At 58.0% G+C, this 12,600-nt stretch carries 12 protein-coding genes; 7 read left to right on the forward strand and 5 right to left on the reverse strand.

Annotation, left to right across the window (positions count from 1 at the left end; translation table 11 throughout):
• Positions 1-64: 64 nt before the first annotated feature.
• From ACWFTY_RS05465 to ACWFTY_RS05480, 4 genes are all read left to right on the forward strand, one after another.
• Positions 65-1,471 carry an SLC13 family permease gene (locus tag ACWFTY_RS05465; protein WP_447526360.1) on the forward strand — a complete coding sequence of 469 codons (1,407 nt, stop codon included), beginning with the start codon at positions 65-67 and terminating at the stop codon, positions 1,469-1,471.
• A 96-nt stretch (positions 1,472-1,567) separates the two neighbouring features.
• Complete coding sequence (locus tag ACWFTY_RS05470) at positions 1,568-2,845, forward strand: cystathionine gamma-synthase family protein (RefSeq protein WP_447526847.1); 1,278 nt, start codon at positions 1,568-1,570, stop codon at positions 2,843-2,845.
• 101 nt (positions 2,846-2,946) lie between these two features.
• Positions 2,947-3,783 (forward strand): HAD-IIB family hydrolase, encoded by an 837-nt coding sequence (locus tag ACWFTY_RS05475; RefSeq protein WP_447526361.1) that lies wholly within the window; start codon positions 2,947-2,949, stop codon positions 3,781-3,783.
• A 34-nt stretch (positions 3,784-3,817) separates the two neighbouring features.
• Positions 3,818-5,032, forward strand: coding sequence for a hypothetical protein (locus ACWFTY_RS05480; protein WP_447526362.1), 1,215 nt, complete (start codon positions 3,818-3,820; stop codon positions 5,030-5,032).
• An 11-nt stretch (positions 5,033-5,043) separates the two neighbouring features.
• On the opposite strand, the gene ACWFTY_RS05485 is transcribed toward ACWFTY_RS05480, so the two are convergent.
• Positions 5,044-6,807, reverse strand: a complete 1,764-nt coding sequence (locus ACWFTY_RS05485; RefSeq protein ID WP_447526363.1) for a sugar phosphorylase — start codon at positions 6,805-6,807, stop codon at positions 5,044-5,046.
• Between ACWFTY_RS05485 and ACWFTY_RS05490 the strand changes: the two genes are divergently transcribed.
• Positions 6,806-8,146, forward strand: a complete 1,341-nt coding sequence (locus tag ACWFTY_RS05490; protein WP_447526364.1) for a glycerate kinase type-2 family protein — start codon at positions 6,806-6,808, stop codon at positions 8,144-8,146. The two genes, ACWFTY_RS05485 and ACWFTY_RS05490, sit on opposite strands and share 2 nt — an antisense overlap.
• A gap of 224 nt (positions 8,147-8,370) precedes the next feature.
• Here the strand turns inward: ACWFTY_RS05490 and ACWFTY_RS05495 are convergent, their stop codons facing one another.
• The 4 genes from ACWFTY_RS05495 to ACWFTY_RS05510 all read right to left on the reverse strand — a co-directional run bounded on the left by ACWFTY_RS05495 (position 8,371) and on the right by ACWFTY_RS05510 (position 10,500).
• Positions 8,371-8,841, reverse strand: a complete 471-nt coding sequence (locus tag ACWFTY_RS05495) for a GreA/GreB family elongation factor (protein WP_447526365.1) — start codon at positions 8,839-8,841, stop codon at positions 8,371-8,373.
• Between the two features lie 3 nt (positions 8,842-8,844).
• Complete coding sequence (locus ACWFTY_RS05500) at positions 8,845-9,051, reverse strand: hypothetical protein (RefSeq protein WP_447526366.1); 207 nt, start codon at positions 9,049-9,051, stop codon at positions 8,845-8,847.
• A gap of 65 nt (positions 9,052-9,116) precedes the next feature.
• Positions 9,117-9,683 carry a DUF1993 domain-containing protein gene (locus ACWFTY_RS05505; protein WP_447526367.1) on the reverse strand — a complete coding sequence of 189 codons (567 nt, stop codon included), beginning with the start codon at positions 9,681-9,683 and terminating at the stop codon, positions 9,117-9,119.
• A gap of 145 nt (positions 9,684-9,828) precedes the next feature.
• Positions 9,829-10,500: an HAD family hydrolase gene (locus tag ACWFTY_RS05510; protein WP_447526368.1), complete on the reverse strand. Its 672-nt coding sequence runs from the start codon at positions 10,498-10,500 to the stop codon at positions 9,829-9,831.
• Positions 10,501-10,614: 114 nt separating this feature from the next.
• On the opposite strand from ACWFTY_RS05510, the gene ACWFTY_RS05515 reads away from it, so the two are divergent.
• Positions 10,615-11,727, forward strand: a complete 1,113-nt coding sequence (locus ACWFTY_RS05515) for an MlaE family ABC transporter permease (protein ID WP_447526369.1) — start codon at positions 10,615-10,617, stop codon at positions 11,725-11,727.
• The gene (locus tag ACWFTY_RS05520; protein WP_447526370.1) at positions 11,727-12,542 is read left to right on the forward strand and encodes an ABC transporter ATP-binding protein; all 816 of its coding nucleotides are present in this window, start codon (positions 11,727-11,729) and stop codon (positions 12,540-12,542) included. The genes ACWFTY_RS05515 and ACWFTY_RS05520 overlap by 1 nt, the downstream gene beginning before the upstream one ends.
• Positions 12,543-12,600: the final 58 nt, after the last annotated feature.

The following is a 12,600-nucleotide window of genomic DNA, read 5'->3' on the forward strand; positions in this document are numbered from 1 at the left end:
CGCTAAGAAAGACCAATCGATTTTACGCCAGCCCATGCTGGTATCAGTGGGAACAGGAGAGGGCATGAACGCACAACGCATCGGTCTATGGGCGGGGCTCGCCGGATTCATCATCATGCTGCTCGTTCCGGCTCCGGAGGCCATGTCGACGCCCGCCTGGCATGTCGCCGCGCTGACCCTGTTGATGGCGACCTGGTGGATGACGCAGGCGGTGCCGCTGACGGCGACCGCATTGCTGCCGTTTCTCGCGCTGCCAACGATGGATGTTATGACCGCTGGTGAAACCGCCAGCCAATATTATTCGCCGATCCTTTTCCTAATACTCGGCGGTGCCTTTCTGGCGCTGGCAATCGAGCGGGTTGGCTTGCACAAGCGTCTCGCGCTGGCGATTATCGGCCTGTCCGGCAAAAGCGCCTGGGGCATATTATTTGCTTTCATGATCGCCACCGCCTTGCTCAGCATGTTAATTTCCAACACGTCCTCGACTTTGATCATGATCCCCATTGCGCTGGCGGTGCTGGTCGCTGGCGGGGTCAAGGATGGCGAAACCGACGGTTTTGCTGGCGCCCTCATCATGGGCGTCGCCTTTGCCGCGTCCATCGGCGGTCTCGGCACATTGGTCGGCAGCCCGACCAACGCGATTGCCGCTGGCCTGATCAACAAGACATTAGGCATGAACCTGAATTTCCTCAGCTGGCTGAAATTCGGCATCCCGATCGTGATCATTGGCATCCCCGTTCTCGCGATCATCCTTATCGCCGTTCAAAAAGTCGGCCGACATAGTTTCGACGGTGTAAAAGCAAAACTGGCCATCGGCTCGCCGGGGCCGTGGAGCGTTCCGGAGAAGCGCGTGGTCCCGGTCGTTGCGATTGTCGTGCTCGGCTGGCTGTTCCTGCCGCAAATCAAGACGCTCTTTCCCGAAGGCGCTTTGCACGATGGCAGCATCGCTATTTTCGGCGGGCTGCTGTTATTCTCGTTGCCTGACGGGACTGGTCGCCGCCTGCTCAACTGGGACGAAGCGAACAAGGCGCCTTGGGGCGTGATCATGCTGTTTGGCGGCGGTCTCGCGCTGGCCGCAGGGATTATCGAATCCGGGTTGGCAGAGTGGTTGGGCGGGGCGCTAGAACCGCTGCGATCGGTGCCGGTACTGGTGATTGCCATCGCTTTGGTTGCGCTGGTCATCCTCGTGACCGAATTCGCCTCCAATGTCGCGACGGCCAGCGGGATCATGCCGGTGGTTGCCAGCCTGATTCTCGCCACCGGCGTCGATCCGGTGTTGCTCGCTGTGCCTGCTGCTATGGCGGCCAGCTGGGGCTTCATGCTGCCCAGCGGAACCGGGCCTAACGCCATTGCCTGGTCGACCGGCCATATAGAGCTGCCGAAAATGCTGAAATCCGGCCTGCTACTCGACCTCGCCGGTATCCCGATCATAATCGGCTGCGTGTGGATGGTTTCCGTTGTAACCAGTTAAATTTTCAGGCAAGACTTCATGCAAATATTTGATGTGGAGAGATAGACTATGGCGAAGCAAGATGATCCCAATGCAGCGGTTCCGGTCACGCGCAGGATGCCCAAGGCACCGATCGAGAGAATCGGTGGCCGCAAGCTGAAGCCGGCGACCCTGATGATGGGCCACGGCTATGATCCGGAGCTTTCCGAAGGATCGCTCAAACCGCCGATCTTCCTGACCTCGACCTTTGCCTTCGAAAATGCCGCCGCCGGTAAACGTTTCTTCGAAGGGATCACCGGCAAACGCCCCGGCGGTTCGGACGGTCTGGTCTATTCGCGCTTCAACGGCCCCAATCAGGAAATATTGGAAGACCGTCTAAGTATATGGGACGAAGCCGAGGATGCGCTGGTTTTCTCCAGCGGCATGTCGGCGATCACCACGGTGCTGCTGGCCAATGTCAATCAGGGCGATGTCGTCGTCCACAGCGGTCCACTTTATGCCGCCACCGAAACGCTGATCAACAAGATACTCGGCCGTTTCGGTGTCACCTTCCTCGACTTCCCGGCTGGCGCTGCGCCGTCCGAAGTCGCCGCGATGCTCGAACAGGCTAAGGCGCAGGCAGCGGCCAATGGCGGCAAGGTGGCGATCATCTATTTGGAAAGCCCGGCCAACCCGACCAACGCCCTTGTCGATATCGAAGGCGTCGCCGATGCCCGCGAGCAGGTCTTCGGGAAGGACGGCGCACCACCAATCGCCATCGACAACACCTTCCTCGGCCCGCTCTGGCAGCAACCGCTCAAACATGGCGCCGATATCGTTATCTACAGCCTGACCAAATATGTCGGCGGCCACAGCGATCTCGTCGCCGGCGGCGTGCTCGGCAGCAAGACCTATATGGACCCGATCCGCGCAATCCGGAACACCATCGGCACGATCTGCGACCCGAACACCGCGTGGATGCTGATGCGCAGCCTCGAGACCCTGGAACTGCGCATGACTCGCGCTGGCGAAAACGCGCTGAAAGTCTGCACCTTCCTGCGCGATCATCCCAAGGTCGACGGCCTCGGCTATCTCGGGTTCATCGAGGACAAGAGCCAGCAGGATATTTACGACCGCCATTGCAGCGGCGCCGGCTCGACCTTCTCATTGTTCATCAAGGGCGGCGAGGCGGAAGCTTTCCGCTTCCTCGACACGATGAAAATCGCCAAGCTGGCGGTCAGCCTCGGCGGCACGGAGACACTGGCCAGCCTGCCGGCAGCGATGACCCATATCTCGGTCCCCGATGAACGCCGCGCTGCGCTCGGCATCACCGATAATCTTGTGCGTATCTCGATCGGAGTCGAAGACCCGGATGACCTGATCGCTGATTTCGACCAGGCACTCGCCGCCGTCTGACCACCATGCCAAAGCGGCTACACTAAGCCGCTTTGGCTGCAAAAGGAGAGGCCCGCCGGATTAGCGCTTTCCGGTTCCGGTCGGACTGCTATATCACGAGCATGGCAAAGCGATCCGTCTACCCCGTGATATTTACCGATCTTGACGGAACCCTGCTTGATCATCACGGCTATTCGGCGAAACCGGCGGATCAACTGGTCGGGAGGCTTTCTCAGCAGTCGCTGGCGGAAATCATTCCGGTAACCAGCAAGACCTATGCGGAATTGCTCTGGTTGAAGCAGGAGATTCCTTTACCTTTTTCACTCTGTGTGACCGAAAATGGCTCTGTCATCCATGGTCCAGAAGGCTATTTCCGGATCGAGCATAGCCCATCAGAGACAATCACGCTGGGGATCGCATATCCTACGATACTGGATCAGATCGGCAAGCTGCCCGCCTCGCTGCGCCACCATTTTCGCGGCTTTGCCGACATGTCAGCCGAGGCGGTCGTCGATGCTACCGGACTGGCCTTGGACGATGCCAGGCGAGCCAAGGATCGGCAGGCAACGGAACCCTTTCTATGGTCGGGCACGGATGATGAACTGGAATCCCTCGCCGCGATCGTCGGTAATGCCGGTCTCCGGATCCAGCGCGGCGGACGATTTTATCATCTGACCGGTCACGCCACCAAGGAGCAGGCGATGGTTCAGATCATCAAAATCATTGATAGACAAAAACCGGATTGCGACGTCATTTCCATCGCTCTCGGCGATGGTCCGAATGATCTGGCGATGATAGAGGCGGCGGATTTTGGCGTGATCATGCCTAATCCCCAGGGCGTGACAATAGAATCAACAAAACCCCGCGTCCGGACCGCTTCTCTCCCCGGACCTGCGGGATGGGTGATCGCGGTGACAGAAATTCTGGCAGAATTGGGTTTAAACCTGCGCCAAAGCTGATTAGGCTCGGCTCTTCGCATAAGCAGGGACATATATGGCTGATTTTCATCAAAACGGTAGCATCTCGACACTCCACAATCTGTCCGGTCGCTCGGTGGAATCGCTGGAGGCCGACTTGATGGGGTTTCGCAAGGCCAATCCCATGGCCTTGGTTTTGCCCAGCCTGTTTTCGGAGCTGGAAGGTCCAGCACTCGAAAATATCGTCGATGAACTTTGTCAGGTGCCCTATTTGGATGACATTATCATTGGACTGGACCGCGCCGACAAGGAGCAGTTTGCATATGCGAAGCAATATTTCTCGCGGCTTCCGCAACGGCATCATATCTTGTGGAACAGTGGTCCGCGGCTGACTGCGCTCGACGCCGAACTGAAAGAGCGCGGCCTGTCACCGGCGGAACCGGGGAAGGGCCGTAACGTCTGGTTCTGTTTCGGCTATTTCCTGTCCGCCACCAACGCCCAGGTGGTCGGGCTGCATGACTGCGATATATTGACCTATGACCGGGAGTTGCTCGCACGTCTGATGTATCCGGTGGCCAATCCGACATTCCCTTATGTATTTTCCAAAGGATATTATGCGCGGACAACGGAAGAGAAGTTCAACGGCCGGGTTGTGCGCCTGCTGATCGGACCTTTGCTGGCGGCGCTCAAGAAAGTCTGCGAGCCCAATGATTATATCACCTATCTGAACAGCTTCCGCTACGCGCTCGCCGGCGAGTTTGCGATGGGCCGGCAGGTGGTCAAGAATATCCGAATCCCGTCCGACTGGGGTCTGGAAGTGGGGGTATTGTCGGAAGTGTGGCGGAACCAGTCTACCCAGTCGATCTGCCAAGTCGAGATTGCGGACAATTATGATCATAAACACCAGTCGGTTTCGCATGACAATCCCGAGGGCGGTCTGTCGAAAATGAGCATCGACATCACAAAATCCCTTTTCCGCAAACTCGCTACCGACGGACAGGTTTTTTCCGCCGGTACCTTCCGGACGCTCAAGGCGACCTATTTCCGGATCGCGCTGGATCGAATCGAGACGTTCTACAATGATGCGGTGATGAACGGCCTGACGCTCGACCGGCACGAGGAAGAGACAACGGTCGAACTATTTGCGCAAAATATCATGACCGCGGGTGAAGTATTTCTGGAATCGCCGAACGAGACGCCCTTCATGGCCAACTGGAATCGTATCAACAGCGCCATTCCCGACTTTACCGACCGGTTCAAGGAAGCGGTCCGGCTGGACAATGAAGATTAGGCCGGGGAAGACTAGGCCGCGTCGGGAGCTACGTTACTGAACCATACGGTCCGATAAGGCGACAGGGTAAACTCGCCCTCGATATCGGTGATGATATGGCCGGAAATCAGATCCCACCAGTGGTCTCCGGCGATCAGGTTGATGTCCGCCAGCGAGAGGGTCTTTTCCTCATTGGTCACGTTGCTGATCGCAAATATGCTCTGCTTCCGTTCCCGGCTCTGTCGCCAGATTCCGAATAGACCCTCGGGTAGCGCCAGCGTGAATTGAACCGCATTGGGATGAAAGGCCTGCTGTTTCTTGCGGGTCTCGACCAGTGAGAGAAAACGCGTGAACACCTGCGCTTCGACCGTTTCCGGATCGGCCAGTTTCGCGGTGATTTCATCATAATCCAGCTGGCGCCGGTTTATCGAGCGGTTATGACCGGTCCGGTTGACCTCTTCATAGCCGTTCGGCGTTGCCAACAGGCTGTGAATATAGATGGCCGGAATGCCCTCCAGCGCCAGCATGATCGACATTGCTGCCATGAAACGATCGATCTGATACTCGTCCGGCCCGTCCAGCGTCCCCTGCATCGCTTCAAAAAACGAGATATTCATCTCATAGGGTTTTTCGGTTCCGCCCGGCCCGCGCCGCATCGAAACCCGCCCGCCAAAGCTCTGGATGGCGGCCAGCATCTGGTCGACCTCGCCCTGCGGCAACGCCCCTTCGGTCGGGCGCAGGCCGATTCCGTCATGACTGGCAGTGAAATTGAGATAGGTGCAGCCGGTCAGCGCTGGCGGATTGCTGCGCGTCAGTCGTTTCAGATAGAGCGCGTTGCCGGTCAGCAGCGCGTGGACCAGCAGCGGCGGCAAAGAGAAATTATAGATAACGTGCGCTTCGTTCTGGTTGCCGAAATAGGTCAGATTCTCGTGATTGGGGATATTGGTTTCGGTGATGATGATCAATGTTTCGACATGATGATCCATCAATGTGCGTAAAAGCCGGACGATCTCGTGGGTTTCGTCGAGATTGATCGAGGACGTGCCGATTTTCTTCCACAAAAAGGCGACCGCATCGAGCCGGAAAATCCTTACGCCATGGTCGATATAGGCCGCGATAATCTTGACAAATTCGATCAGCACTTCGGGATTGGCGAAGTCAAAATCAAGCTGGTCCGTGCTGAATGTACTCCAGACATGGCGGTCTCCCGACGCGGTGCGAAACGGCGTCAGCAAGGGATGCGCGCGGGGACGCACCACTTGCCCAAGATCGGCTGCGGGATCAGCGGTATAATAATAATCCTTGCCCGGCGCTTCGTCGGAGAGAAATTGCTGGAACCAGACGGATTTGCTGGAACCATGATTGATGACCAGATCACCCATCAGGCGATAGTCGCCGGCGATGGCTTCGATATCGGACCAGTCGCCCAGGTCCTCATCGACCGCGAGATAGTCGATCACTCCGAAGCCGTCGTCACAACTGTAGGGGAAAAATGGCAGAATATGGACAGCGCCGATGGTCTGGCCGATATGCTGTTTCAAGAAGCGGTGCAAAGTCCGCAGCGGGCGTTCTCCCTCTGACCGGATCGTGCCGCCATAGGTGATCATCGCGATATCGCTCTCGTCCCACAAATGCTTGTCGGCGATTTGCGATCGCACGATCATCTTGCTCTTGTCGGGCCAGAACAGGTCAACAATGCGTTCTGCCAATGCCTCGCAATCATGATCGGGATAAACCGCGCCGAGATGCGCGGTCAGCCGTTGCAGAAGATGGTCGATAGTGGCGCGATCATTCATGACTAATTATATCACTCCGAAAATCTTCTTGACCCCGGCGAAACAATCGGGCCCTTATTGTGCAGTGCATCAAACAACAAATCCTGATTCAATAAAAGCTTTTTTAAAGGATCTCTATCTGCAGGCCCTGCAACCGGCACTGCCCGACACCGCCATGCGCGCTGTCCAATGGCCAGAGGTTTCGGGACGGACCTATCTGCTTTCCATTGGCAAGGCGGCCACGCAGATGGCCGCCGCTGTCCTGAATCGCCTGCCGGAGAATGCCGACGGGCTGATCGTGACGCGCCAGGGCTATGTCCAGCCGGGGTTTGCACCGGATAATTTCCAGATCGTCGAGGCGTCGCATCCGGTCCCCGATTCCGTCGGTGCGGAAGCGGCGCAAACTGCGTTGCAGGCTGCGGACGCGCTCGGCGAAGAGGATCTATTGCTCGTCCTGATGTCGGGCGGCGCGAGTGCGTTGTTGCCGGCGCCTGCCGAGGGGATATCGCTGGCGGAAAAGCAGGCGGTCACGCGATCTCTGTTGCACAGTGGCGCGCCAATCAGCGAAATGAACATGGTTCGCAAACATCTCTCGGCGATCAAGGGTGGACGTCTGGCCGCACGCGCCTGGCCGGCGGCAACCCATATGATCGCCATTTCCGATATTCCCGGCGACGATATCGCGATGATCGGATCGGGACCAACGGTTGCGGACAGCTCGACCTGCGCCGACACGCTGGCCATTGCGGCAAAATATGACATCACCCTCCCGCCAGCGATCAAAAGCCAACTATCATCGGGCGCGCTGGAAACACCGAAAGCCGACGACCCGAAGATGCAGCGCTCAACCGCCGAACTCTGCGCAAGGCCGGCCGACATGTGCGCGGCGGCGGTCGATGCCGTTCGCGCCATGGGCTATGAACCTCTCATGCTCGGCGACGCGCTGGAGGGCGACGCACTGGAACTCGGGCGCGACCATGCCGCGCAGGCGCTTGCTATCAAGGCGAGTGGCCGCAAGGCAGCGCTGATATCGGGTGGCGAGGCAACCGTCACCTTGCGCAACCGCGATGGACGTGGCGGTCGCTGCACCGCCTATCTGCTAGCCTGTGCTCTCGCATTGAAAGGCGAGCCGGATATTTGCGGATTTGCCGCCGACAGCGACGGCATAGATGGCTCGGAGGACAATGCTGGCGCGTTTTTATGGCCGGGCATTTTGGATCTGATGGATGGAGCCGATCAGGCGGGTCAGCTGCTCGAGCAGGACAATAGCTATCTAGCTTTCGAAAGGGCAGGCGCTCTGCTGATGACCGGACCATCCGGCACCAACGTGAATGATCTGCGGGTGATTCTCGTGGGCTAGCATGGGGCTTTCCTACAGCAGCGCGGATCGCTATCCTCGGGGCCGGCTCTTTGACATTCCCCTCAACTTACCACGTCCCGACCGGATCTGCACCTTTCTGGAAGGTCACACTAGGCGTCAGGCTGGCGGAGGAAATATACCAGAATTCTAAGGGTTTTGGGCAAAGGTCACAGAAAATAACAGTCGGCTTATGTGTAAAGTTTCGTCTGAACAATTTGTCTGGCTTATGTCGCCGGAATTGCCTCAATCGACAGAATTTCGATCGCATCCTCCCGCCCGGAAAAATCGCCGAATTCGCCGGGCTCCAGTCCCATTAATGCCCGGCTGATTGGCGCGGAAAAGGACACTAGCGCGCTGGCCGGATCGGCTTCGTCATCGCCGACGATGGAGAGAATCTTCTCCTTGCTGTTGAGCAGGAAGGTCACTCTGGTGCCAAATTCGACCTTGTCGCCGCTAGGCACCGGTGGCAGTTCCGCGGTCGATTGCCTTGTATTCCAGTAGCGCAGGTCGCGCTTGGCGATCTTGAGCGCGACCTCGTCGGTCAGCGCCGCGACCTTTGCCTGCAACTCGGCTACCCGGTTCTTGATCAGCTGCAATCCGCGCGCGGTGACCAGATTGGGGCCGACAGGAATCGGATGCTCGAACTTGGGTTCGAGATGCTCGTCATCACCTTCTCTGCGGAAAGCAACGCTCATCGGTCAGGCCTTGGTCTTGGGCGTAACCCAGATGGAGACCGGCGCGACAAATTTGCCATGCGCCGGCGTGCCGACATCGATCCGCTCGGCGGTAACCAGCTCGCCGGTCTCGAGGCTGAAGGAGGCCCAGGGTTTGGGCATGCGGCCAAAGGTCATTTTCTGGATCGGTTGACCGGTGGCGCTGTTCATGATGGTTGCGATAATAGCCATGCCGCGCCGCTTGCGATGGATGCGGCAGACTGTCAACCGTCCGGTGACACTCTGCAGCCGGACCATCAGCCATTCGGTATCGTATCGGGCCGAATATAGGGAAACATATGCGGTATATAGTCTGCTTTGCCGAGTTCGACCCCCTCGCTGCGCAATATCGCATAGGCGGTCATGAGGTGGAAATAAAACTGGCCCAGCGTCCAGTCGCGGGCATATTGTTCTGCTGTGAGGTCGAACACCATGCCGTTGGGAAGTTCGTGCGCGATGGCTTCGCCCGGGTCTTTATCGAGGGCGTCAGGGCTCAGGTTCTCCAGCAATGCGATAGTCTCCTCAATCCGCGCCTTCGCTTCCGGGAACGAACCGGGTCGCTCTCCCGCATTGCGCCCTTCATCGACAAGCTCGCCGAGCGAAGCGGGGAAGGCCTCGCCTTTCAGCCGGAACACTGCTTCCTGCGCTTGCACGCAGGCAAAGCGAATCTGGGTGGACAGGGGAAACATATCAGGCGCGAGGCGCGCAGATAGCAGAGCTTCGGAGTCAATATCGGGAAACTGCGACTGGGCCTTGTCCAGCCATCCCTCGAGCGCTTTAAGCATTTGTGTATAGGTCGGTACGAGCAGCTTCGTGAATGACATGTCTTTCCTTCTCCGGAATGAATTTACAGGCTGGCAATCCGGTCCGTTTGATTCATCGCCTTCCGGCTGTCCACAGAAATCAAATTGCCGCGCATTACGAAACCGTTCTCTCGCCGTTACTTCCAAGGCCTCTGTCTCTATCGAGTCAGCGCCAGTCGACGATTTTCCAGCCGCGCTGCTCCGCCAGACGGCGCAATTTTGGGGTAGGGGTGGTCGCAATCGCCTCGTCGGCAAATTCCAGCATCGCCTGATCGCTGACATGGTCGGAATAAGAGCGGACATGGCTTTCGGCGCGTTGCCAACCTTGTCTGGCAAACAGCGCTTCGATCCGGCCAATCTTGGCATCGTCATAGCAATTCTCGCCGATGATCTGCGGCAGCACGCGCCCTTGGCCGTCGACCGTCAGTTGCGTACCGATCAGATGGTCAAAGCCGAGGCGGCGGGCGATAGCTTCGGCATAAAGTTCATAGGATGCGGTGACCAGCACCAGCATGCGCCCGTCAGCGCGATCCAGCTCGATCTGGTCGAGCGCTTTCTGGTGGCGGTTGGAGCGCAGTACCCTGTCGGCAAAGCTCTCGATATGCGGTTGCAATCTCGCCAGTTCCGGAGCGCTGCCGAGCAACATCCGCTGGTTGAAAGTCTTCAATTGCCCGCGGCTGATCAGCTTGAGGCCATAGGCAATGAAACCGAATGGCAGGAGCGGCAGAAATATCAGTCGCCACGGCGCTCTGGCAAAAACCATGTGAAACAGGAATGGCGTATAGGTCCCGCGCACGGTGATCGTGCGGTCCATGTCGTAAAGCGATATTTTCTGCATGCTATCCCGAATTGCCGTTCGCGCCGCCCATAGCAGCCCGCCGGCAAATGCACCAAATATTTGAGCAGTTTAATCTCTTGAGCTTTGGCGAAATTTCGGTCACCTATAGACGCGATGTCGATACCCAGCGATTTTGTCGAAGAGACAGCCGAAGATGGTGCGGTTACGCTGCATTTTTCTGGCGACCTCTCGATTGCCAGTGTTGGCGATTTGCCGGAGCGTCTGAGAGAATATGAAGGCGAAGCGCAGCGGATCGATATTTCTGATACCGGCTATACCGACACCGTGGGCGCCTGGCTGATTCATCGGACAGCGCGCGATATGGAAGCGGAAATTGTCGGTGCGGGTGACCATGCCCAGCGGCTGATTGCTGCGGTCGCCGGTGCCGATCAACCAACCGAAATACGGCCGGAACCCGCCAATCCGGTTATCCGGGTGCTGAGCGAAGTCGGCGAGGCTACGACTATCGCCTTTAGCACGATGACCGGATTGATCGGCTTTTTCGGTGCAATCATGGTCGGATTCATGCGATTGGTCCGGCACCCCGGTAAAATCAGATGGAATGCCGTGATCCAGCGATTCGATGTCGTTGGCGTCCGCTCGCTTGGTATCATCGGCCTGATGAGCTTTCTTATCGGTCTGGTGATCGCGCAACAGGGCGCTGTACAGTTGCGGCAGTTCGGAGCGGAAGTATTTACCGTCAATCTCGTCGGGCGGCTGACGCTCCGCGAACTGGGCGTGCTGATGACCGCGATCATGGTCGCAGGCCGGTCCGGTTCGGCCTTTGCCGCGCAAATCGGCACGATGAAGCTGACCGAAGAAATCGACGCGATGCGCACCATTGGCGTGTCACCGGTCGAGGCGTTGGTGCTGCCTCGCTTTATCGCCGCGGTGTTCATGTTGCCGTTGCTCGGCTTCTACGCCTCGATTGTCGCGATCATCGGCGGCGGATTGCTCAGTTGGGTCGAACTGGACATTCCGCCTGCCACCTTTTTCGCCCGCATCCGCGAGGTCGTGCCGTTGACCGACGTCTATGTCGGACTGGTGAAAGCGCCGGTCTTTGGCGCGATTATCGCGGTTACCGGCTGCTATCAGGGCATGCAGGTCAAAGGCAATGCCGAGGATGTCGGCAAGCGGACCACCGCAGCCGTGGTTCAGGCAATCTTTCTCGTTATCGTGCTCGACGCGTTTTTCGCGGTCTTCTTTACCTGGATCGGATGGGATTGATGCTCGATTCGCAGGCCATTGCCTATGACCCCGATTATGAAGGCCCGATCGTCAGTGTTCACGGTTTGCGCAACGCCTTTGGCGAGCAGGTGGTTCATGACAATCTCGATCTCGACGTCCAACGCGGTGAAATCATTGGCGTGGTTGGCGGATCGGGTACCGGAAAATCGGTATTGATGCGCTCGATCATCGGCTTGCAGACGCCTAAAGAAGGCGAAATCAAGGTCTTTGGCGAACAGATATTGGGAAAATCCGAAGCCGAGACGATCGAAATTCGCAAGCGCTGGGGCGTTTTGTTCCAGGGCGGTGCGCTGTTCTCGACGCTGACCGTGGCCGAAAATGTAATGGTGCCGATCCGGGAGTTTTATCCGGATATGGACCGTGATTTCCGGCGCGAAGTAGCGAAATACAAGGTCTGCCTGTCAGGATTGTCGCCTGACGCCGCACCGAAATATCCCTCCGAACTGTCTGGCGGGATGCGCAAGCGGGCCGGCATCGCGCGGGCGCTCGCGCTCGATCCGGAACTGCTGTTTCTGGATGAGCCGACCGCCGGGCTGGACCCGATCGGCGCGGCCGCGTTTGACACGCTGACCAAGGAATTGCAGCAGACTCTGGGGTTGACCGTTTTCCTGATCACCCATGACCTCGATACGCTGCACGCCATTTGTGACCGGGTGGCGGTGCTCGCTGACCAGCGCGTCATCGCCGTAGGCACGATCGACGAATTGCTCGCGCTCGACCATCCCTGGATACAGGAATATTTCAATGGACCGCGCGGCCGGATGGCATCTGCCGGCAAAAAGATGCTGGGATGAGAATGATGAAGCGGATCAGAGAATTGTTGCAGGTGACGGCACGGCTCGTCATAGAGGT

The organism is Parasphingorhabdus sp. NYA22 (genome assembly GCF_976973735.1).

Bases quoted from the DNA above. Each gene is read 5' to 3' on its own strand.
- ACWFTY_RS05470 (WP_447526847.1), top strand. From the start codon at position 1,568: ATGCCCAAGGCACCGATCGAGAGAATCGGTGGCCGCAAGCTGAAGCCG.
- ACWFTY_RS05495 (WP_447526365.1), bottom strand. From the start codon at position 8,841: ATGAGCGTTGCTTTCCGCAGAGAAGGTGATGACGAGCATCTCGAACCC.
- ACWFTY_RS05520 (WP_447526370.1), top strand. From the start codon at position 11,727: ATGCTCGATTCGCAGGCCATTGCCTATGACCCCGATTATGAAGGCCCG.
- ACWFTY_RS05510 (WP_447526368.1), bottom strand. From the start codon at position 10,500: ATGCAGAAAATATCGCTTTACGACATGGACCGCACGATCACCGTGCGC.
- ACWFTY_RS05475 (WP_447526361.1), top strand. From the start codon at position 2,947: ATGGCAAAGCGATCCGTCTACCCCGTGATATTTACCGATCTTGACGGA.
- ACWFTY_RS05485 (WP_447526363.1), bottom strand. From the start codon at position 6,807: ATGAATGATCGCGCCACTATCGACCATCTTCTGCAACGGCTGACCGCG.
- ACWFTY_RS05490 (WP_447526364.1), top strand. From the start codon at position 6,806: ATGACTAATTATATCACTCCGAAAATCTTCTTGACCCCGGCGAAACAA.
- ACWFTY_RS05505 (WP_447526367.1), bottom strand. From the start codon at position 9,683: ATGTCATTCACGAAGCTGCTCGTACCGACCTATACACAAATGCTTAAA.
- ACWFTY_RS05465 (WP_447526360.1), top strand. From the start codon at position 65: ATGAACGCACAACGCATCGGTCTATGGGCGGGGCTCGCCGGATTCATC.
- ACWFTY_RS05480 (WP_447526362.1), top strand. From the start codon at position 3,818: ATGGCTGATTTTCATCAAAACGGTAGCATCTCGACACTCCACAATCTG.
- ACWFTY_RS05500 (WP_447526366.1), bottom strand. From the start codon at position 9,051: ATGGCTATTATCGCAACCATCATGAACAGCGCCACCGGTCAACCGATC.
- ACWFTY_RS05515 (WP_447526369.1), top strand. From the start codon at position 10,615: ATGTCGATACCCAGCGATTTTGTCGAAGAGACAGCCGAAGATGGTGCG.